This window comes from Albidovulum inexpectatum, from assembly GCF_002927635.1.
GTDB lineage: Bacteria > Pseudomonadota > Alphaproteobacteria > Rhodobacterales > Rhodobacteraceae > Albidovulum > Albidovulum inexpectatum.
In genome coordinates, this window is sequence record NZ_PRDS01000011.1 from 1 (window position 1) to 20001 (window position 20001).

Sequence of the window (20001 nt, forward strand, 5' to 3'; positions counted from 1 at the left end):
CGGTACTAATCGCTCGATAGGCTTGATCTGATCCAGAAACAGCAAGACTCAATACCCAATCAAAAGCAAACATTCGACTTGGAAAACAAAGTGCTTCTTCCTCGGTTTGGTGGTCATAGCGCGAGCAAAACTCCCGATCCCATCCCGAACTCGGTCGATAAGTGCCGCAGCGCCAATGGTACTGCGTCTCAAGACGTGGGAGAGTAGGTCACCGCCAAACCTAGAAAGAAGCACTCATTCAAAACGTATCTCTCCATCACGATCAAAAAAAACCAATCATAACGCGGGGTGGAGCAGCCCGGTAGCTCGTCAGGCTCATAACCTGAAGGTCGTAGGTTCAAATCCTACCCCCGCAACCAAAACTCGCGAAGAATAGAGCTACTTAAGAGCCTCCCTTGCGGGAGGCCTTTTGCGTTAAACGACAACAGCCAGAACCAGCCACGCCGCAATCTCCGCGATCTGCTGGCTTGCGCCGAGGACGTCACCAGTCTGTCCTCGGATCTGACGGAATGCCAAACCGGCGAGCAGCAAGGCTGCCAGTGTCATGCCAAATGCAATCGGGATGGCCGCGGCTCCGCCCAAAGGCAGCAATGCGACAAAGCCGATCGCGATTGCAGCGACCGCGCGCGTCCGATCGACCTGCGCCGCCTTGCGTCCCAATCCTGCGGCCTTCGCCGGGGGCATCATTGCCAATGTGACGGGCATGACGGCGCGGCTTGCAGCAGAAATCGCGAGCAAGGCGATGATTGCACAATCATGTTCCAGTGCCACGGCAATACCCATTGCGCGCAGGGCGAGCGCCAGGATCAGCGCGATTGCGCCATAGCTGCCAATCCGGCTGTCTCGCATGATCTCGAGTTTGCGCGCACGGCCATGACCGCCGCCAAATCCGTCGGCGACGTCCGCAAGTCCGTCTTCGTGCAACGCGCCTGTAAGAAGGCACGATGTTCCAAGCGCCAGGAACGCTGCCATCATGGCCGGCGCCCCGGCGCTCATGAGCGCGGTTCCGACCAAACCGGCCCCAAATCCCACCACGGCGCCGACTATCGGCCACGCCCATGCGCTTGACCCCAGCTCGGGGGCGGGGTCTCGCAACCTCCCAACCGGAATTCGGCTGAGCAGCAGGAATGCAAGCCGCAGCTCGTCAAGCCGCGCGCGCGTCATGCCTCTGCGACGCCCGCTTCGGCGAATGTTGCCATGCCGTTGTGACAGGCCAGGGCCGAACGAACGATGCCAAGTGCCAACGCCGCGCCGCTGCCTTCACCCAGTCGCATGTCGAACTGCAGGATGGGACGTTTGTGGATCGCGGCCAGCAACTTGCGATGTCCGGGTTCGGACGAAACGTGGCCAACCAGGCAATGGTCCAAAAGCCGCTTGTCTGCTGCGTACAGAACCGCGGCCGCCGCGGTACAAATGAAACCGTCAAGGATGACCGGAATGCGTGCAGCGCGCGCGGCCAGAACCGCTCCGCAGATCGCGGCCTGCTCGCGACCGCCAAGTGCGGCCAGAACCGCCGCGCCCTTGCCAAGACAATCGGCGTGCAGACGCAAACCCTTTTCAATGACCGCGATCTTGCGCGCGATACCGGCCTTGTCCGAACCCGTGCCGGGGCCGACCCACTCCGCGACCGGCCCGCCAAAACAGGCCGCCGCAAGCGCAGCTGCGACCGTGGAATTGCCGATCCCCATTTCTCCCAGAATCAGGATGTCCGCGGACGCATCCACCGACGAGGCCCCCTGCCAAAGGGCATCCAGGCATTCGGATTCGTCCATTGCCGGGGCCTCGGTAAAGTCGCGCGTCGGGCGATCAAGCTCCAGCGCGATCACTGACAAATCGGCGCCGTTGATTTCGCACAATTGGTTGATTGCCGCACCGCCTGACCGAAAATTGGCAACCATCTGCGCGGTCACCTCTTGCGGATAGGGGTTCACCCCCTGCGCGCATATCCCGTGATTTCCGGCGAAAACCAATGCCTGTGCGCGATCGATCCGGGGGCGGGGCGTGCCGCGCCAGGCCGCCATGAATTCGGCGATTTCCTCAAGCCGCCCCAGCGATCCCGGGGGCTTGGTCAACGAATTCTGCCGCTCTCGCGCCGCGATTGCGGCCTTCTGGTCTGCTTCGGGAAGACGATCTGCCAGTTTGGCAATCTGGGACAATGATGTGATGCTGGGCAGATCCATGTCATTTCACCTTCAGGGGAAGACCGGCGACGGCCAGCCAGACTTCGTCTGCGACCTTCGCGATCTTCTGGTTCAGTTCTCCGGCGGCGTCGCGGAAGGCACGTGCCAGCGCGTTCTCGGGGACGATACCGCTGCCGACTTCATTGGTCACGATGACGACCGGGCTGCGTTGCGCCGACAAGGCCCGGGCAAGTGCATCGCCCGCGCTTTGCCAATCACGATCGGCCAGCATCAGGTTCGACAGCCATAATGTCAGGCAATCCAGCAGGCGTGGCCCCCGGCCGTCGGTTCGCGCGAGTGTTTGGACGATGTTGATCGGCTCTGCGATCGTTGTCCAGTCATCGCCACGCCGCGCCTGATGCCGGGCAATGCGCTGCGCCATTTCCGCGTCATGCGCCTGTGCGGTCGCGACATAGATCGCCGGCCGCCCCAGTTGCAGCGTCTTCGTCTCGGCAATGCCGCTTTTGCCCGATCGGGCGCCGCCCGTGACCAGTATCGTCTTGCTCATGCCCAAGGGACAAAGCACAAAACGGGCTGAAGTGGAACGAAGGAATTCGACCGTGACCGGCCCGAAGACGACAGAGTTGCTCTTGATCCGCCACGCGCCCACGCTTGCGGCGGGGCGGTTGTGCGGGCGCACCGATGTCGCGGCGGATTGTTCGGCAGGCGCGGCATTTGGTGCCCTGCGCGCTGCGCTGGGGCATCCGGACCGGATTGTCGTCAGTCCAGCGCAGCGCTGCCGACAGACGGCGGATACCCTGTGGCCCGCGGCACAGGTCGAAATCCACCCGGCCCTGTGGGAGCAGGATTTCGGCGCGTGGGAAGGGCACGCCTATTCAGACCTGCCAGATCTGGGCCGCATGCCGACACTGGATCTGGCCCATCACCGCCCCCCCGCCGGCGACACGCCGGGTGAAAGCTTTGCCGATCTGTGTGATCGTGTCTGGCCCGTCCTGCGTTCGGTGGACACGGGCGGGCGCGTCGCGCTGGTCGTTCATGCAGGCGTGATCCGCGCGGCCCTGTCGATGGTGCTGCATTCGGTGGCGGCGGGCTTGCGTTTTCAGATCGCCCCGCTGTCGCTGACACGAATCGTGAATCTGGGTCAGGACGAATGGTCGATCGCCGAAGTGAACCGGGCTGCTCAATGACGCGCGGCGTGGTGCGCGTGTCCGGCCATCTGGGCGAGCTGATCCAGGGGCGGCTTGGGTCCGATGGTCCGGTGGCGCTGATCACGCTTCCCTGTCCGGCTCTGGCCGTCGAGGCATGGCACTTGCCCGGCCCGGGTCTTTCGATCCATGGTGGCGGGCAAAGGCTGCTGACACCGGCGCGCGCGCTGGACCTGCTGGATCGGCTGGGCCTGCGGCTGAGCGGTCGCATCGTTCTTTCGGCCAACATGCCGGCCGGGGGCGGGGCTGGCGTTTCCACCGCGGCGCTGGTGGCTGTCGCGCGGCTTGCGCGGCCCGATGTATCACCGCCGGCGCTTGCCCGCGCCTGTGTCGCGACCGAGGGGGCCACCGATCCGCTGATGTTCGGCATGCCGGAACGCCTGCTTTGGGCATCGCGCCGGGCCGAGGTGCTGAGTCGTCTGCCGCCTCTTCCCAGGTTCGAGATCGTCGGAGGCTTCTTTGGCGATCCGCGACGGACGGATCCGCGCGATATGGATTTCCCGGACATTTCCGATCTGATCTCGCCCTGGCGTGCCGCCGCAAGGGCGGGCGATTCCGCGATGCTTGCGCAGCTTGCCGCGCGGTCGGCCGAGCGAACGCTGGCGATGCGAGGCCCGAAAGGAGACCCGACCGCGCGCATTGCCGAGCAGACGGGCGCCCTGGGCTTTGCCATTGCACATACCGGATCGGCGCGCGCGCTCTTGTTCCGTCCGGGGCATGCGCCGGCGGATCTTCCGGTGCGTCTGCGTCGCCTGGGTTATTCCCGGGTCATCCGGTTCACTCTGGGAGGAATGCCGCGATGAGCCACGCAGCCGCGATGCTGATTGCGATGCTCATCGACGCCGCGATCGGCTGGCCGGATCGGCTTTTTACCCGTATCGGGCATCCCGTGACCTGGATCGGGCGGTTGATTGCCTGGGCGGACGGGTCGGTCAACCGCGATGCCGACAGCCCGGCGCGTCGGCGCCTTGCGGGTGTGGCAACTGCCTTGTCCGTGATCGTCGTGGTCTGGGCAGCCGCCTCTGGTCTGCAATACGTTTTGCCCGAGGGATGGGCGGGAATAGTTCTGACCGGCATTCTCGCATGGCCTCTCGTCGCCCTGCGTTCGATGCATGATCATGTGCTGGCTGTCGCGCGACCCCTGACGGCGGGCGATCTGCCAGCCGCCCGGCGCGCGGTATCGATGATCGTCGGACGCGACCCGAACCGCCTTGACGCCCCAGCCGTCGCCCGCGCCGCGATAGAAAGCCTCGCCGAGAACACCTCGGACGGGATCGTTGCCCCGGTCTTCTGGGGGCTCGTGTTCGGCCTGCCCGGCATCACCGTCTACAAGGCCATCAACACGATGGATTCGATGATCGGACATCGCAGCCCGCGGCACGAGGCCTTTGGCTGGGCGGCCGCGCGGATCGATGACGTGGCCAATCTCGTCCCCGCGCGGCTGACGGGGCTGATCTTCGCGCTGACCTCGGCCCGGCCGCGCGCCGCGCTGGTGACGATGCTGCGCGACGCGCCCGATCACCGTTCTCCCAATGCCGGCTGGCCCGAAGCGGCGCTGGCGGGTGCACTTAACATCCGTCTTTCCGGGCCCCGCATCTATGGCGACCGCGTTGCACCCGAGCCCTGGGTCAACGGTGAGGCCCCCGATCCCACGCCTGCCGACGTGATGCGCGCGCTGAGCGCCTATCACCGCGCCATGCTTGCGCTGGCGGCGCTGATCGCGTTAATCGCGGCCGTGTAAGGGGGGTGGATGCGCGATCACGGCGGCAATCTGGACGGGGCAATCGCCCGCTTCGGCGGTCATGCCGGGGACTGGGTTGATCTGTCCACGGGTATCAATCGCCGCCCCTGGCCGGTGCCCGAAGGACTGCCGGCCGAGGCTTGGCGCGCCCTTCCGACCCGGACCGCGCTGCGCCGACTGAGCGATGCGGCGCGCGCGGCCTATGGAACCGGCGCGGCGGTCCTGCCGGTCGCCGGGGCGCAGGCCGCGATCCAGCTGATTCCCCGAATGACAAGGCCGGGCCTCGCGCGTGTGCTCTCGCCGACCTACAACGAACATGCCGCCGCGCTTGCCGCCGCCGGGTGGCGGGTCGAGGAAGTCACCGCGTCCGACGACCTTCCCGGCGCGGATCTGGCCGTCATCGTCAATCCGAACAATCCGGACGGGCGTGTCCTGCCCCCAAGGCAGATCCTGCAGCTTGCCGGGCGCGTCGGGCGTCTTGTGGTGGATGAAAGCTTTGCCGACCCCCATCCGGCATGTTCCGTGGCTGCCCGGGCGGGCGAGGCCGGAATGCTGGTCCTGCGGTCCTTTGGCAAGTTCTATGGCCTTGCCGGCCTGCGCCTGGGATTCGCCTTGGGGGCCGAACATGACATCGCAAGGCTCGCTGACATGGCCGGCCCCTGGCCCGTCTCGGGGCCCGCCATCGCGGTCGGTAGCGCGGCGCTGGCCGACCGGGATTGGGCCGAAAGGATGAGGCGAACCCTTGCCGAAGATGCCGCCCGCCTTGACGATCTGGCAGCCGGCGCGGGCTGGCATCTCGTCGGCGGGACATCCCTGTTTCGCCTCTATCGCGTGCCGGATGCCGGCGCGACGCAACAACGGCTGGCGCGCGGGCACGTATGGTCGCGCATCTTTCCATGGTCCGATGACCTGATCCGGCTTGGCCTGCCCGGGCCCGAGCACGAATGGCAACGCCTGGTGGCCGCCATGAATGCGATGTGAGGCATCAATGCAGTTCTCAGATGACGAGGCCGCCACCCTGAACCGCATCCTGCGATGGCGGCGGGATGTGCGCCATTTTCGGACCGATCCCGTGCCGGAAAGCCTGTTGCTTGAACTGCGCGCGGCAATGGCAAGCGCCCCTTCGGTCGGCAATGCGCGCCCGTGGCGGGTATTGCGGGTCGAAAGCCCCGATCTGCGCGCGGCCATCCGGGCCGAGTTCGAGCGCTGCAATGCCGAGGCCGCGGCGGCCTATGACGACGCGACGCGGGCCGAATATGCGCGCCTGAAGCTCGCCGGGCTGGACGCCGCGCCGGTTCAGCTTGCGGTCTTCACCGTGGCCGATCCTGCGGCGGGCCGGCGACTTGGGCGGCGCACCATGCCGCAGACCCTGCAGCAATCCACCGCCATGGCGATCCATGCGCTGTGGCTTGCGGCGCGCGTGCGAAATCTGGGGCTGGGCATGGTGTCGATCCTTGACCCCGATCGGGTCTGCAGGATTCTGAAGACGCCCGACGACTGGATCTTTACCGCCTATCTGTGCATCGGCTGGCCGGAATTCACCGACGACACGCCGCTGTTGCATCGCACGGGCTGGCAGGAGAACGCGCCGACCGTCTGGCAGAAGATCTGAAGCGTCAGGCGACCATTGCCTCGGCGCGCTTCAGATCGACGCTGACCAACTGGCTGACACCCTGTTCCTGCATGGTCACGCCGAACAGACGGTCCATCCGGCTCATCGTCACGGCATGGTGCGTGATGATCAGGAATCTCGTGTCGGTCCGCCGGGTCATTTCGTCCAGCAGGTCGCAAAAGCGGGTCACGTTCGCATCGTCCAGCGGGGCGTCCACCTCGTCCAGGACGCAGATCGGGGCGGGGTTCACCAGGAAGACCGCGAAGATCAGGGCCAGGGCCGTCAGGGTCTGTTCGCCCCCGGACAGAAGCGAGAGCGTGGACAGTTTCTTGCCCGGCGGCTGACACATGATCTCCAGCCCCGCTTCCAGCGGGTCGTCGCTTTCGACCAGGACAAGATTCGCCTCGCCCCCGCCGAAGAGATGCGTGAACAGCATGCGGAAGTTCGAATTGACCTGCTCGAAGGCCGTCAGCAGGCGTTCGCGCCCCTCGCGGTTCAGCCCCGCGATGCCTGCGCGCAGTTTCTTGATCGCTTCTTCGAGATCCGCCTTTTCGGCGACCAGCGCGTCATGCTCTTCCTGAACGGCGCGGGCATCTTCCTCGGCGCGCAGGTTGACCGCACCCAGGGCATCGCGCTGGCGGCGCAGGCGCTGCACCTCGGCCTCCAGCGTCTCGGCATCCGGCATGTCGGTCGGATCGGCCCCGATGGCCGCCAGCAGCTCCTCGGGCTCCTGCTCGGTTTCCTCGCGGATGCGCTCGGCGGCATAGGATACGGTTTCTCGCGCGGCATCCAGACGTGCTTCGGCCCGGGCGCGGGCTTCGCGGGCCTCCGAGGCCATCCGCTCCGCGTCCCGCTCGGCGTCGCGGGCCTCGCGCAGGGCCGCTTCGGCCACGGACAGGCGTTCGGCAGCTTCGCTGCGTCGCGTCTCGGCTTCCTCGATGGCCTCGCTCAATTCCTCGCGCCGCGCGGCCAGTTCGGACGGCGCGGCCGAGGCGTCGCGCAGCTCCTCCTCGGTCGCGGCCTTGCGTTCGGTCAGTTCGCGTATCCGCTTTTCGGCCGTCTCCAGCCGGTGCTTCCAGCCCGAGATTTCCTTCATGACCTCCTGCCGGCGGCGGGTGCGGGCCTCGCCCTCACGGCGGAGCTCGTCATGGGCCGAACGCTTGGCCAGCATGGTCATCCGGGCCGCTTCCACGGTCAGCTTGACATCCTCGATCTTGGCCCTTTCGGCATCGAGATCGGGCAGGGCCTTCAGCGCGGCTTCGGCCTCGCGCAGCTGGCGCAGGGCGGCCCGCGCCTCCTCTTCGTGGCGTGCCACGGCAAGCCGGGCGCTCTCCAGCTTGCCCGCCGCGATCGAGCGATCCGCCTCGGCGCGCGACAGCGCCCGCGAGGCTTCGGCCATCCGCCGGTCGGCTTCGCGCCGCGCCTCGCGCGCGGCCCGGTCGGCCTCGGTCGCCGCGGCAAGGCGGGCAATCAGATCTTCGTGGGTTTGTCGTGCGGCTTCGGCCCGCGCTTCGGCGGCGTCCAGATCGCGCTTCAGTTCGGCCAGCCGGTTCAGCTGCTGCAGGCGCAAGGCGGCGGCGGAAGGCGCGTCCTCGGCCCCGGCGCGGAATCCGTCCCAGCGCCACAGATCGCCTTCGACCGAGACGAGCCTCTGACCGGGCAGAAGCGCCGCCTGCAGCTTGTCGCCCGCCTCGCGGTCCACCAGCCCGATCTGGCCGATGCGCCGCTGCAGGACGTCGGGAACTGCGACGAAATCCGTCAGCGGCCGCACGCCTTCGGGCAGGCGGGGCGCTTCGTCATAGGCGGGCAGAACGGCCCAGCCCGAGCGCATCCCGGCTTCGATCATCGGCGCGCGCAGATCGTCGGCCAGAGCCGCGCCAAGCGCCTTTTCATAGCCCTTCTCGACCCGCACATGATCCAGGACCTGACGCCCCGAAGCCGATTCCCGATCCACCAGCCGCTGCAGGGCGGCGGCTTCGGCGCGCAGCGCCCCCGCTTCGCCCTCGGCCTGCGACAGCGCGGCGCGGGCCTCGGTTTCCAGGGCCTGCAATTCGCCCCGCGCCTCATCGGCGGCGATCAGCGCTTCCTCGGCGGCCTCGGCGGCGGCGGTGGCCTCCTCCTGGGCGGCAACGGCTGCGTCGTGATCGGCCTCGGCGCGCGCCAGAGCGGCTTCGGCCTCCTGTGCCGCGGCGCGGGCGCGGTCGGCTTCGGTTTCCGATTTCTGCATCGTGGCGCGGCTGTCACTGACCAAACGCTGCGCCGATTGATGTCTTGCGGCCAGCCGGGCGACATCCTCGGTCAGTTCGGCCAGCGTCGCCTCGCGGTCGGACAGGATCCGGGCCGCATCCTGTGCCGCCTCCAGCGCTTCGATCAGCCGGTCCTCATGCCCCTCAGAGGCGCGGGAGAGCTGTTCCAGCTCCCAGTTCAGCCGTTCGATCGTCTCGCCCGCATCGCGGTTCAGGCCGGTTTCGCGCTCGATATCGTGGGTCAGCTGGTCGATCCGGGCCCGCAGGGTCTCGATCGTGCGCAGGGCGCGATCTTCCTGTTCGGTCAGAGAATCGCGCTGCACCTGCAGACGCTGCAATATCGCCGCGGCAATGGCCTCTTCCTCGCGCAAGGGCGGCAGGGCATCCTCGCGCTCGGCACGAGCCTTCGCCGCGGCCCGCGCCGCGGCCTCGGCCTGGGAGGCCGCGCGGGTGCGCTCGGCCAGCAGGGTTTCGGCCGCGATCCGCGCATCTTCGGCCTCGCGCCAGCGGCGGTACAGCAACATGCCCTCGGCCCGGCGCAATTGTGCACCGATCTCGCGATAGCGCGCGGCCTGCCGCGCCTGCCGGGCCAGCGTCTGCAGCTGAGAGGCAAGCTGTTCGACGACGTCCTCGACGCGCGCAAGATTCTGCTCGGTCGCGTTCAGCCGCAGCTCGGCCTCGTGCCGGCGCTGATACAGGCCCGAGATCCCGGCGGCTTCCTCCAGCACGCGACGGCGGTTCTTGGGTTTGGCGTTGATCAGCTCCGAGATCTGCCCCTGGCGCACCAGGGCCGGAGAATGCGCGCCGGTCGAGGCATCGGCAAAAAGCATCTGGACGTCGCGCGCGCGTACATCCTTGCCATTGACCTTGTAGGCCGAGCCCGCATCGCGCGTGATGCGGCGCACGATCTCGATCTGGTCCTGATCGTTGAAGCCCGCGGGCGCGCGCCGGTCGGAATTTTCGAGCAGCAGCGAGACCTCGGCAAAGTTGCGCGCCGGGCGCGTCGCAGCGCCGGCAAAGATCACATCCTCCATGCCGCTGCCGCGCATCGCGGTGGGGCGGTTTTCCCCCATGACCCAGCGCAGAGCCTCGAGCAGGTTGGACTTGCCGCAGCCGTTCGGCCCGACCACGCCGGTCAGGCCATCGTGGATGACCAGATCGGTCGGGTCCACGAAGCTCTTGAAGCCGTTCAGTCGCAGCCGGGTAAAGCGCAAGGATCATCTCTCTGCCGTGATTCCAAGGTTTGTTCATCCTTGGCCCGGCAAGGCGGTGAGTCAATCCACAACCCCACGATCTGGATTGAAACGGGGGCTTATCCACAAGATATCGCCATGAGCGGCGGTATCTTGCTGTCACAGACAGTCGCTGACCGACATGCCGGGCGGAACCCGGTCGGGCCCGTCCAGCACCAGGTCTGCCATGATGCCGGCGATGACCGGCGCCATGCCAAAGCCGATCTTGAAGCCACCATTGGCCACGAAATGCCCCGGTCGGCCGGGCCAGGGACCAAGGATCGGGGCGCGGCTTCGAGCCCGCGGCCTGAGACCCGCCCAGCGTTCGACGACCGGCGCGTCGCGCAAGGCGGGGCATGCCGCGCGCGCCTTTTCGATCAAGACGTCAAGCTGCGCGTCCGTGCTTTCCGCATTTTCGAAGGTGTTCTCCGAGGTGGAACCGATTGCCACCGTGCCATCGACATGGGGCACGACATGCAGACCATCGACGTAAAGCTGTGGCTTGTCCGGGGCATTGCAGGCGAAGACCGCCGCCTGTCCCTTGACCGTCGATCCGACGCGGCGGCCCAGATCTTGCGACAGCGCCTGCAGCCCGGCCGCGCCGGTGGCCCAGATGACCGGACCGGCAAAGCCATCGGGGGGAAGCGCCTGGCCCTCATGCACCTCTCCGCCGGTGGCGCGGATGGCCGCGACGAGGGCGGCGGCGGCAAGCCGCGGATGGAGGCGCGCGGACAATGTATCAAGGATCATCCAGCCGGTCGGGCTGGGCGGCGACCAGCCATCATCGCCGGCCGGCACGACCCGCCATTCGGCCAGCCCCTGCCACAGATCGCGTGCGGTGGTCTCGCGGCTGCGGGCCAGTTCCAGCGCGGCCGCGTTCGGTATCGGCTGGATCCGGCCCAGACGGGCATAGCCCGGATCCACGCCCCCGGCCGCGCGCACGTCGTCCCAGAACGTGCGCTGCGCGATCAGGGAATCGAATTGCAAGGCCTTCTTGGCGTTCCACTGGTCCGGCACATGGGGCGCAAGCGCGCCAACGACCCCGCCAGACGCGCCCGCCCCGATCCGGTCGCGTTCGAACAGGCCGACCCTTGCGCCGCGCCGGCTGCATTCCCAGGCGATGGACAGGCCAAAGATCCCGCCGCCCATCACGACCACGTCGTAGATTGCCATATCCGCTGCCTTCGCCTAACTGCCGATCGAGGGGGTAATCCAGATGAACGCAAAGAGCCAGAGCGAGACCGTCCTGTGGCGGGAAGGGGGCACGCCGGTATCGGCGCTGTTCGACGATCCGTATTTCTCGCTCGTCGATGGGTTGGCCGAAACCCGCCATGTCTTTCTTGCGGGCAACGACCTGCCCGCAAGGTTCCGTGCTGGCTTTCACGTGGCCGAACTCGGCTTCGGCACGGGGCTGAACCTGTTGGCCACCATGGTCGAATGGGAGCGTGCCGGCATCGCGGGCGGGATGCGTTTCACCAGTTTCGAGGCCTATCCGATGCCTGCGTCCGACATGGCGCGCGCGCTGTCGGCCTTTCCCGAGCTGGCTGGTCCGGCCGCATTGCTGGTGGCTGAATGGGGCCGGGGCGCGCGGCGCTTCACGCTCGGTCCGGTCGAGGTCGAGATCATCGAGGGCGACGCGCGCCAGACCCTGCCCGGCTGGCCCGGCCATGCCGATGCGTGGTATCTGGACGGCTTCGCGCCGGCGCGCAATCCGGAATTGTGGTCGCCGGACCTGATGCGCGAAGTTGCCCGCCATACCGCGCCCGGCGGCAGCTTTGCCACATACACGGCGGCCGGTTTCGTGCGGCGGGCCTTGCAGGACGCAGGATTTCAGGTAGAGCGGATCAAGGGCCATGGCACCAAGCGGCACATGAGTCGCGGCCGCATGCCCGGGTGATTTCGCGCGAAAGAGGTCGCGATGGACGAGGGCAATTTCCGCCTTGGCGCAGCGCTGATGATCGCGACCAGTTTCGTCTTCGCCATGCAGGACGGGATCTCGCGTCACCTGGCGGGCGAATACAACGTCTTCATGGTCGTGATGGTCCGCTACTGGTTCTTCGCGGCCTTTGTCACCGTGCTGGCGCTGCGTCGCGCCGGCGGGCTGGGTGTCGTGCTGCGCCCGCGCTTTCCGGTTCTGCAGGTCTTTCGCGGCTTGCTTCTGGCGGCCGAGATCTGCGTGATGGTCACGGGTTTCACCCTGCTGGGGCTGGTGGAAAGTCACGCGGTCTTTGCCTGCTATCCGCTGTTGATCGCGGCCCTGTCCGGCCCGGTGCTGGGCGAGCGCGTGGGCTGGCGGCGCTGGGCGGCGATCGGCATCGGCTTTGCAGGCGTCATGGTGATCCTGCAGCCGGGTTTCCGGGTCTTCTCGCCCCAGGCGCTGATTCCGCTGGCCGCGGCATTCATGTTCGCGCTGTATGGGCTTCTAACCCGGTATGTCGCCCGCGGCGATCGCAGCGCGGTCAGCTTTTTCTGGACGGGTATCGCGGGGGCCGTGGCGATGACCGCGGTCGGCCTTTCCTACTGGCAGCCGATGATCCCGCGCGACTGGGTCTGGATGGCGATCCTGTGCTGCTCGGCCGCGCTGGGCCATTGGCTGATGATCCGCGCGCTGGAATTGGCCGAAGCCAGCGCGATCCAGCCCTTTGCCTATCTGCAGCTTGTCTTTGCCTCGGCGCTGGGGATGCTGGTCTTTGACGAGGTCTTGCGCCCCAATGTCGTCGTCGGGGCGGCGATCGTCGTTGGCGCGGGGCTGTTCACCCTGTTGCGCAGCCGAAAGGTGCGGGCGAGGCGCAGCTAGCGCCCCTTCAGCTCGTCGGTCAGGTTGACCGGTCCAGCGCGTCCCGACAGTCGGGCGCGATAGATGGGCAATGTCTCGGCCACGCGCATGACGTAATTGCGTGTCTCGCGAAACGGGATCGTTTCGATCCAGTCGATCGGGTCCACGCCCGGCGCACGCGGATCGCCCAGCTCGGCGATCCACTGGCGCGCGCGGCCCGGTCCGGCATTGTAGCCCACCGCGACAAGGATCGGTGAATCGCCGAATTCGTCCACCAGCTGCCGCAGATAGGCAGCCCCCAGCCGCGCGTTATAGCGCCAGTCCTGCGTCAGCCGCCCCGGTTCATAGGCCACGCCGATCTTGCCCGCCATCATCCTGGCCGTGCCCGGCATCACCTGCATCAGCCCGCGCGCCCCCGCATGCGAGACGACCGTGTGGTTGAACTCGCTTTCCCGCCGCGCGATGGCCAGCGCCAGTTCCGGCCGCACGGGCAGATCGAGCCCCGCCAGCGCGGGCACGGGGAAATAGGCACTGGGCCAGATCACGCCCTTGGCCGCCGCCGCCTTGGCCAGCGCCAGTGCGACATGGGGGTGATCTTCGTGCAGCGCCATGCCGGCCAGCGCGCCGATCTCGACGCCGTTCAGGCCTTCGGACAGGTGCAGAAGAAAGCGCGCCGCCAGGGTCTGGTCGCCCGCCGCCATCAGTTCGCGTGCCGCGCGCAGCACCGTCGAGCCGGCAAAGCGCTGGCTGCGCCAGTCGGGAAAGGTTTCGCCCCCGGCCAGCGCGGGGGGCAGGGGCAAGCCCACCTTCTCGGCCGAAAGCAGCCCATAGAAGGCGGTCGTGTAGCGCGCGCCTTCGGCATAGGCGCGTCGCGCCGCGTCGGCCTGTCCCAGGGCCTCATGCGCCCGCCCGATCCAGTAATGGGCGCGCGACAGGCTGATCGGCGAGCTGACGGCGCGTGCGAAACGGTCGAAATGGGTCAGCGCGGTCTGCGGATCGCCAAGCTTTCGCAGGGCGATATAGCCCGCCAGCCATTCGAGGTCGGCGAAATCGTCGCCCGATGTCAGGTGGTGGTTGGCCGCCATGCGATAGGCACGGCGCGGGTCACCCACGCGCATCTCGCGCCGCGCCAGGCGTCGGCGCCAATCGGCCCATTGTTCGGGATCGCCCAAGGCCTGCACGCTGGTCGAACGTTCCAGAAGAAGATCCCCGGCAGAATCGTACAGATCGCGCCGGATACGCCAGCGAAACCGATCATAGGCCAGACCGCCCGATCTTTCGGCGGCTTCGGGCAATGCCGCGATCAGGGCATCGATACCGCTCTGGTTGGATTGCAGCGCGATCCGGGCCTCGGCCACGGCGCGGGTATAGGGGCTGTTCAGCGGCAACATGCGTCTGGCATCGGCAAGGTTGCCCCGACGCAACATCGTTGCGGTCCGCCCATCGTGGTGGTCGCGCAAGATCTCGGCATGACGCGCCAGGAACAGGGCATGTTCTTCGTCGCTCAGCGACAGGCTGCGCCAGGCGCGGACGGCCTCGGCCCGGGCGGCATCGCCCCGGCCGCGCGCCTGGTAGGCGTCGATCAGGGCCAGGCTGCCCATGCCGGTGCGGGGCTTCTGCGCCTGGAAATAGGCAATGACCGCTTCGGGCGACGTGTCGGCCTTGATCGCCTGTTCCCCCTTCTCGCGCAGAAGCGGCAGGCCCGGCCAGTCGGGATGGCGCGAAAGAAAGGCGACATACTCCTCGAACACGCCCTTTCCGTCGCGCAGGCGCTCCCACTCGATCACGTCCGCGGCGATCGGCCCCGCCTGCCGGGCCGTCGTCACGGCCGAGGGCCAGTCACCGCGGTCGGCGGCTGCCAGCGCACGCGCGAACAGGGCCGGGTCGTCGGCCCGCGCCGCGATGGGCATGGTCAGCGTCACGAACGCTGCGATCAGGGTCTTGCGGATCATGTCTGGGCTGCCTCGAATGCGATTTTTCGCCAAGGATACAGGCACGCGCCCGGCCCGCAACACACAAACTTGGCAAGACCGATCAATCCCTATAGGTTCCGCCGCGACCAAGGGGCGAGTCTGCCCGAAAACAGCAAGGAGCGTGTCATGTTCAAGGGGTCCATCCCTGCTCTTGTGACGCCGTTCAAGGACGGTGAACTGGACCTGGAGACGCTCGCCAAACTTGTCGAATGGCACATCGCCGAAGGCAGCCATGGGCTGGTGCCCGTGGGCACCACCGGTGAAAGCCCGACGCTGAGCCACGAGGAGCATGTCCGCGTCATCGCCGAGGTGGTCAAGGCCGCCGCGGGCCGCGTGCCGGTGATCGCAGGCGCGGGGTCGAATTCGACCGAAGAGGGCATCTTCCTGATCCGCGAGGCCGAACGCGTCGGCGCGGACGCGGCGCTGGTCGTCACGCCCTATTACAACAAGCCCACCCAGCGCGGGATGATCGCCCATTTCAAGGCGATGCACGACGCCTGCAACCTGCCGATCATCATCTACAACATTCCCGGACGATCTGTCGTGGACATGACGCCCGAGACAATGGCCGAACTGGCCCAGCTGCCGCGCATCATCGGCGTCAAGGATGCAACCGGCAAGATCGAACGCGTCAGCCAGCAGCGCGCATTGTGCGGCCCCGATTTCATCCAGCTTTCGGGCGAGGATGCGACGGCCCTGGGCTTCAACGCGCATGGCGGCGTGGGCTGCATCTCGGTCACGGCCAATGTTGCGCCGCGGCTATGCGCCGAGTTCCAGGAAGCCACACTTCGCGGCGATTTCGCCCGCGCCCTGGAATACCAGGATCGCCTTATGCCGCTGCACGAGGCGATCTTCATCGAACCGGGGCTCTGTGGCGCGAAATACGCGCTGTCGCGGCTGGGGATGTGTTCGGAAGAGGTGCGCCTGCCGCTGGTGCCGATCCTGCCCGAGACGCGCGCCCGTATCGACGCGGCGATGCGGCACGCGGGCCTGATCGACTGATCCGGTCTGCTCGGGCAGGGCGCAGCGACCGACGCGGTGTCTGTCGGTCAGATCTGGCCGCGCGCGGCCTGCATATGTCGGCGCATCTCGGCGATCGCGGCTTTCAGGCCGACAAAGATCGCCTCGCCAATCAGGAAATGGCCGATATTCAGTTCGCGAACCTGCGGGATCGCGGCGATCGGACCCACCGTTTCATAGGTCAGCCCGTGGCCTGCATGGACCTCCAGCCCCAGCGATTCGGCGAGTGCGGCGGCGTCACGCAGGCGGTCAAGTTCCTCATCCCGCGCGGCGATTCGCCCTTCGTAGTGAAAATCGCAATAGGCGCCGGTATGCAGTTCGACCACGGCCGCGCCAACCCTGTGAGCGGCTTCGATCTGTCCGGCGTCGGCGGCAACGAACAGTGACACGCGGCAACCCGCATCGGCCAGCGGCGCGATGAACCGGGCAAGGCGGGCCTCGTCGCGCACCACGTCCAGCCCGCCCTCGGTCGTGCGCTCTTCGCGCCGTTCCGGCACGATGCAGACCGCATGAGGACGGTGACGCAGCGCGACGGCCTGCATTTCTTCGGTCGCGGCCATTTCCAGGTTCAACGGCAGCGAAAGCGCCTGCATCAGCCTGTCGATATCGCCGTCGGTGATGTGGCGGCGATCCTCGCGCAGATGGGCCGTGATTCCGTCGGCGCCGGCTTCCTGCGCCACCATGGCGGCGCGCAACGGGTCCGGATAGGTCGTGCCGCGTGCGTTCCGCACGGTCGCCACGTGATCGATGTTCACGCCCAGTCTCAGCTCGGTCATGCGGGCCTCTTTGTGGGTCACGGATTCGCGCGGCAGACTAGCGCGGCCGGGCGGGCAACGGAACACGGAACGGCCGTTTCAGCCGCGACGTTCCTGGGCCTGGCTTTGCAGCCGTTGCTTGAGCTTTTCGAAACGCTCCTTCAGCCGCTTGCGGCGGTGCTTCTGATAGGCGGCGATCAGGGGTTCGGACGCGTAGAACGAGATGACCGCAGCGATCAGGCCCGGGATCAGCCCGCCCACCAGATAGGGCAGGAACACATCGGCAAAGAAGTGCCCCAGGTTGCCCCATTGCATTGTGTCATCGGTGAACATCGCAAGGAAGTTGTGCTTCAGATCCTGCCCGGCCCCCACGAACCGGTCGAACAGGGTGGCATGTTCGATCTCGTCGAACGCGTTGCCCAGCATGAGGCGCCCGATCTTCATCGAGGAATAGGCAATCAGCGGAAAGGTCAGGGGGTTGCCGAAGAACGTGCCCAGAAGCGCCGCCAGAACGTTCCCACGCAGAAGGCGTGCCAAGAGCGCGGCCAGGACGAAATGCAGCCCGAACAGCGGCGTGAAGCTGACGAAGACGCCGACCGCCAGTCCGCGGGCAATCCGATCGGGGTGATCGGGCAGGCGCCGGATGCGGTGTTTGACGTAGTGAAATGCGCGCGCCCAGCCGCCGCGGGGCCAGACCGATTCGGTCAGGACCTGCCAATAGGACCGCGGTGTGCGCCTCTTGAAGACCAATGTGGGCGTTCCTGAATTACGGTTTTCGGGTCAGATCCCGGTGGCGTTCGACATGCGCGACGTCCGATTCGGCCTCGAGCGCGGTCAGCAACATGTGCAGATGTTCGGCGTCGCGCAACTCCACTTCGATGACAAGGCGGTAGAAGTCCGGTTTTCGATCCACGAACGTAAGATCCGAAATGTTGGCCTTCTGCTGGCCGATCAGGGTGCAGATGCGGCCCAGAACGCCGGCATCATTGGCGATCGTGACGTTCAGGCTGACATTGTAGACCGCCGGATGGCGCCCGGAATGCCAGTGCAGATCGATCCAACGCGCCGGCTGGTCCTCGAACTCGGCCAGCGAAGGGCAGTCGATCGCGTGCACGACAACGCCCTGCCCGCGATAGGTGATGCCGACGATCCGTTCGCCCGGCAGCGGCTGGCAGCATTGCGCGCGCCGAAAGGTCTGATCGGCCGTGAGTCCCACGACGGGGCGGCGTGCATCGACCTCGTGTTCGGGCTCGGCGCGGGCAAGCTCGGGATAGATCGCCTCGATCACCTCGCGCGTGGTCAGTTCCGCGCTGCCAAGACGCGCCAGGACCTCGTTCTCGTCCGACAGGCCAAGGGTGCGCGCGGCGGTCCGCAGGGCCTTTTCGGTCAACTTGCGGCCGTGATGTTCAAAGGCGGCGCGCGCCAGTTCCTGGCCCAGCTTGATGAACCTTTCCCGATCCTCCTGCCGCAAAGAGCGACGGATTGCCGCCTTGGCCCGGCCAGTGACGACAATGTCCAGCCACGTCGCCTGCGGACGCTGGCCCGCGGCGGTGATGATCTCGACCGACTGGCCGTTCTTCAGCCGCGTCCACAGCGGCACGCGGATGCCATCGACCTTGGCGCCGACACAGGAATTGCCGATGCGGGTATGGATGGAATAGGCAAAGTCGATCGGCGTCGCGCCCTTGGGCAACTGGATGACGTCTCCCTTGGGCGTGAAGCAGAAGACCTGATCGGAATACATCTCGAGCTTGACGTTCTCGAGAAAGTCGTCCGTGTCGTCGCCGTTGTCCAGCCGCTCGGTCAGCGTGGCCAGCCAGCGCGCGGGATCGACGGCAAAGGGGTTCTGCACCCGCACGCCATCGCGATAGGACCAATGCGCGGCCACGCCGCTTTCGGCGACTTCGTGCATCTGGCGGGTGCGGATCTGCACCTCGACCCGCTTGCCGTCGCGGCCTGACACGGTCGTGTGGATCGAGCGGTAGCCGTTCGATTTCGGCTGGCTGATATAGTCCTTGAACCGTCCGGGCACGGCGCGCCAGCGCGTGTGGATGACGCCCAGGATGCGATAGCAGTCGGCCTCGGTCTCGCAGATCACGCGGAAGCCGTAGATATCCGACAGGCGCGAGAAGGTCAGCTGCTTCTCCTGCATCTTGCGCCAGATCGAATAGGGCTTCTTGGCGCGGCCAAAGACGTCTGCCCGGATGCCCGCCTTGTCCAGTTCGGCGCGGATATCGGCGGTGATTCTCTGGATGACGTCGCCGCTTTCCTTTTGCAGCGTGATGAAACGGCGAATGATCGAGGCGCGCGCCTCGGGATTGATGACGCGGAAGGACAGGTCTTCCAGCTCTTCGCGCATCCATTGCATGCCCATCCGGCCCGCCAGCGGGGCAAAGATGTCCATCGTCTCGCGCGCCTTGCGGACCTGCTTTTCGTGCGGCAGCGAGCGGATCGTGCGCATGTTGTGCAGCCGGTCGGCCAGCTTGACCAGGATCACGCGCAGATCCTTGGACATGGCCATGAACAGCTTGCGGAAGTTTTCCGACTGCTTGTTCGAGGTCGCCGACAGCTGCAGGTTGGTCAGCTTGGTCACGCCATCCACCAGCTCGGCGATTTCTTCGCCGAATTCGCGGGCGATGTCGGAATAGGTGGATTTGGTATCCTCGATCGTGTCGTGCAGAAGCGCGGTAACGATCGTGGCATCGTCCAGACGCTGTTCGGTCAGGATCGCGGCCACCGCGACGGGATGCGTGAAATACGGCTCGCCCGAGCGGCGAAACTGGCCTTCGTGCATCCGCTTGCCGTAATCATAGGCCTTGCGGATCAGGTCGGCGTTCGTGCGCGGGTTGTAGTTGCGGACCAGCGTGACAAGGTCTTCGACGTCGATCATTCTGGTCCGCAGGCCTTCGGTTTGGGTGTGATCAGCCCTGGTTCTGGGCTTCCATCAATGCGCGCAGCAGCTTTTCTTCGGACATGTCGTCCTCGGCCGGGCGATCCGCCTCGGCGCCCATCAGCAGGGGCATCGAATCCTCTTCGGGCTCGTCCACCTCGATCTGGGTCTGGTGGCTGGCGATCAACCGTTCGCGCAGCTCTTCAGCGCTTTGGGTTTCCTCGGCGATTTCGCGCAGGGCGACGACGGGGTTCTTGTCGTTGTCGCGATCCACGGTCAGCGGCGCACCCTTTGCGATTTCGCGCGCGCGATGGGCGGCGAGCAGCACGAGTTCGAACCGGTTCGGGACCTTGTCAACGCAGTCTTCAACCGTCACGCGGGCCATTGGACACTCCAATCCGATTGGGAGA

At 66.6% G+C, this 20001-nt stretch carries 18 protein-coding genes, 1 tRNA gene and 1 rRNA gene; 10 read left to right on the forward strand and 10 right to left on the reverse strand.

Features of this window, described 5'->3' with window-relative positions; all coding sequences use genetic code 11:
• The first annotated feature begins 105 nt into the window (after nt 1–105).
• Both rrf and LV82_RS13480 read left to right on the forward strand, forming a co-directional pair.
• A 5S ribosomal RNA gene (rrf, locus tag LV82_RS13475) occupies nt 106–220 on the forward strand.
• Between the two features lie 62 nt (nt 221–282).
• Nucleotides 283–359 (forward strand) — tRNA-Met (locus tag LV82_RS13480).
• Nucleotides 360–414: 55 nt separating this feature from the next.
• Here LV82_RS13480 and LV82_RS13485 read toward each other — a convergent pair.
• From LV82_RS13485 to cobU, 3 genes are read right to left on the reverse strand one after another with little or no spacing between them, the layout of a single operon-like run.
• Complete coding sequence (locus LV82_RS13485; protein ID WP_104072547.1) at nt 415–1164, reverse strand: adenosylcobinamide-GDP ribazoletransferase; 750 nt, start codon at nt 1162–1164, stop codon at nt 415–417.
• Nucleotides 1161–2180 carry a nicotinate-nucleotide--dimethylbenzimidazole phosphoribosyltransferase gene (gene cobT / locus LV82_RS13490; RefSeq protein ID WP_104072549.1) on the reverse strand — a complete coding sequence of 340 codons (1020 nt, stop codon included), beginning with the start codon at nt 2178–2180 and terminating at the stop codon, nt 1161–1163. Before cobT ends, LV82_RS13485 begins: the two co-directional genes overlap by 4 nt.
• A gap of 1 nt (nt 2181) precedes the next feature.
• On the reverse strand, nt 2182–2688 hold the full coding sequence (gene cobU, locus LV82_RS13495) for a bifunctional adenosylcobinamide kinase/adenosylcobinamide-phosphate guanylyltransferase (RefSeq protein ID WP_104072551.1): 507 nt from the start codon (nt 2686–2688) through the stop codon (nt 2182–2184).
• Nucleotides 2689–2740: 52 nt separating this feature from the next.
• Between cobU and LV82_RS13500 the strand changes: the two genes are divergently transcribed.
• From LV82_RS13500 to bluB, 5 genes are read left to right on the forward strand one after another with little or no spacing between them, the layout of a single operon-like run.
• Nucleotides 2741–3328 (forward strand): histidine phosphatase family protein, encoded by a 588-nt coding sequence (locus LV82_RS13500; RefSeq protein ID WP_104072640.1) that lies wholly within the window; start codon nt 2741–2743, stop codon nt 3326–3328.
• Nucleotides 3325–4149 carry a propanediol utilization protein gene (locus LV82_RS13505; protein ID WP_245873170.1) on the forward strand — a complete coding sequence of 275 codons (825 nt, stop codon included), beginning with the start codon at nt 3325–3327 and terminating at the stop codon, nt 4147–4149. The genes LV82_RS13500 and LV82_RS13505 overlap by 4 nt, the downstream gene beginning before the upstream one ends.
• A complete protein-coding gene (gene cbiB, locus LV82_RS13510) occupies nt 4146–5087 on the forward strand; it encodes an adenosylcobinamide-phosphate synthase CbiB (RefSeq protein ID WP_104072552.1) in 942 nt (313 codons plus the stop codon). Before LV82_RS13505 ends, cbiB begins: the two co-directional genes overlap by 4 nt.
• 9 nt (nt 5088–5096) lie before the next feature.
• Nucleotides 5097–6068 (forward strand): threonine-phosphate decarboxylase CobD, encoded by a 972-nt coding sequence (gene cobD, locus LV82_RS14990; RefSeq protein WP_170063445.1) that lies wholly within the window; start codon nt 5097–5099, stop codon nt 6066–6068.
• Nucleotides 6069–6075: 7 nt separating this feature from the next.
• A complete protein-coding gene (gene bluB / locus LV82_RS14995; RefSeq protein ID WP_170063446.1) occupies nt 6076–6699 on the forward strand; it encodes a 5,6-dimethylbenzimidazole synthase in 624 nt (207 codons plus the stop codon).
• 4 nt (nt 6700–6703) lie between these two features.
• Here the strand turns inward: bluB and smc are convergent, their stop codons facing one another.
• Nucleotides 6704–10159 carry a chromosome segregation protein SMC gene (gene smc, locus LV82_RS13520; RefSeq protein WP_104072554.1) on the reverse strand — a complete coding sequence of 1152 codons (3456 nt, stop codon included), beginning with the start codon at nt 10157–10159 and terminating at the stop codon, nt 6704–6706.
• Between the two features lie 138 nt (nt 10160–10297).
• Nucleotides 10298–11350 carry an NAD(P)/FAD-dependent oxidoreductase gene (locus LV82_RS13525; RefSeq protein WP_104072555.1) on the reverse strand — a complete coding sequence of 351 codons (1053 nt, stop codon included), beginning with the start codon at nt 11348–11350 and terminating at the stop codon, nt 10298–10300.
• Between the two features lie 43 nt (nt 11351–11393).
• On the opposite strand from LV82_RS13525, the gene mnmC2 reads away from it, so the two are divergent.
• Complete coding sequence (gene mnmC2 / locus LV82_RS13530; RefSeq protein WP_104072557.1) at nt 11394–12074, forward strand: tRNA (5-methylaminomethyl-2-thiouridine)(34)-methyltransferase MnmC2; 681 nt, start codon at nt 11394–11396, stop codon at nt 12072–12074.
• A gap of 21 nt (nt 12075–12095) precedes the next feature.
• Nucleotides 12096–12974: a DMT family transporter gene (locus LV82_RS13535; RefSeq protein ID WP_104072559.1), complete on the forward strand. Its 879-nt coding sequence runs from the start codon at nt 12096–12098 to the stop codon at nt 12972–12974.
• On the opposite strand, the gene LV82_RS13540 is transcribed toward LV82_RS13535, so the two are convergent.
• Entirely contained in the window at nt 12971–14905 is a 1935-nt protein-coding gene (locus LV82_RS13540; protein WP_104072561.1) for a lytic transglycosylase domain-containing protein, read from the reverse strand. The genes LV82_RS13535 and LV82_RS13540 overlap by 4 nt on opposite strands.
• A gap of 147 nt (nt 14906–15052) precedes the next feature.
• Between LV82_RS13540 and dapA the strand changes: the two genes are divergently transcribed.
• Complete coding sequence (gene dapA, locus LV82_RS13545; RefSeq protein WP_104072563.1) at nt 15053–15928, forward strand: 4-hydroxy-tetrahydrodipicolinate synthase; 876 nt, start codon at nt 15053–15055, stop codon at nt 15926–15928.
• 47 nt (nt 15929–15975) lie between these two features.
• On the opposite strand, the gene LV82_RS13550 is transcribed toward dapA, so the two are convergent.
• From LV82_RS13550 to rpoZ, 4 genes are all read right to left on the reverse strand, one after another.
• Complete coding sequence (locus LV82_RS13550; RefSeq protein WP_104072565.1) at nt 15976–16722, reverse strand: pyridoxine 5'-phosphate synthase; 747 nt, start codon at nt 16720–16722, stop codon at nt 15976–15978.
• Nucleotides 16723–16800: 78 nt separating this feature from the next.
• Nucleotides 16801–17451: a DUF2062 domain-containing protein gene (locus LV82_RS13555; RefSeq protein ID WP_104072568.1), complete on the reverse strand. Its 651-nt coding sequence runs from the start codon at nt 17449–17451 to the stop codon at nt 16801–16803.
• Between the two features lie 16 nt (nt 17452–17467).
• Complete coding sequence (locus LV82_RS13560) at nt 17468–19591, reverse strand: RelA/SpoT family protein (protein ID WP_104072570.1); 2124 nt, start codon at nt 19589–19591, stop codon at nt 17468–17470.
• 31 nt (nt 19592–19622) lie between these two features.
• Nucleotides 19623–19976 carry a DNA-directed RNA polymerase subunit omega gene (gene rpoZ / locus LV82_RS13565; protein WP_104072572.1) on the reverse strand — a complete coding sequence of 118 codons (354 nt, stop codon included), beginning with the start codon at nt 19974–19976 and terminating at the stop codon, nt 19623–19625.
• Nucleotides 19977–20001: the final 25 nt, after the last annotated feature.

Excerpts from the sequence above, each read along its gene's own strand:
- LV82_RS13525 (WP_104072555.1), bottom strand. The coding sequence starts at position 11,350 with ATGGCAATCTACGACGTGGTCGTGATGGGCGGCGGGATCTTTGGCCTG.
- LV82_RS13535 (WP_104072559.1), top strand. The coding sequence starts at position 12,096 with ATGGACGAGGGCAATTTCCGCCTTGGCGCAGCGCTGATGATCGCGACC.
- bluB (WP_170063446.1), top strand. The coding sequence starts at position 6,076 with ATGCAGTTCTCAGATGACGAGGCCGCCACCCTGAACCGCATCCTGCGA.
- LV82_RS13560 (WP_104072570.1), bottom strand. The coding sequence starts at position 19,591 with ATGATCGACGTCGAAGACCTTGTCACGCTGGTCCGCAACTACAACCCG.
- mnmC2 (WP_104072557.1), top strand. The coding sequence starts at position 11,394 with ATGAACGCAAAGAGCCAGAGCGAGACCGTCCTGTGGCGGGAAGGGGGC.
- cobU (WP_104072551.1), bottom strand. The coding sequence starts at position 2,688 with ATGAGCAAGACGATACTGGTCACGGGCGGCGCCCGATCGGGCAAAAGC.
- LV82_RS13540 (WP_104072561.1), bottom strand. The coding sequence starts at position 14,905 with ATGATCCGCAAGACCCTGATCGCAGCGTTCGTGACGCTGACCATGCCC.
- cobD (WP_170063445.1), top strand. The coding sequence starts at position 5,097 with ATGCGCGATCACGGCGGCAATCTGGACGGGGCAATCGCCCGCTTCGGC.
- cobT (WP_104072549.1), bottom strand. The coding sequence starts at position 2,180 with ATGGATCTGCCCAGCATCACATCATTGTCCCAGATTGCCAAACTGGCA.
- rpoZ (WP_104072572.1), bottom strand. The coding sequence starts at position 19,976 with ATGGCCCGCGTGACGGTTGAAGACTGCGTTGACAAGGTCCCGAACCGG.
- LV82_RS13550 (WP_104072565.1), bottom strand. The coding sequence starts at position 16,722 with ATGACCGAGCTGAGACTGGGCGTGAACATCGATCACGTGGCGACCGTG.
- LV82_RS13505 (WP_245873170.1), top strand. The coding sequence starts at position 3,325 with ATGACGCGCGGCGTGGTGCGCGTGTCCGGCCATCTGGGCGAGCTGATC.
- dapA (WP_104072563.1), top strand. The coding sequence starts at position 15,053 with ATGTTCAAGGGGTCCATCCCTGCTCTTGTGACGCCGTTCAAGGACGGT.
- cbiB (WP_104072552.1), top strand. The coding sequence starts at position 4,146 with ATGAGCCACGCAGCCGCGATGCTGATTGCGATGCTCATCGACGCCGCG.
- LV82_RS13485 (WP_104072547.1), bottom strand. The coding sequence starts at position 1,164 with ATGACGCGCGCGCGGCTTGACGAGCTGCGGCTTGCATTCCTGCTGCTC.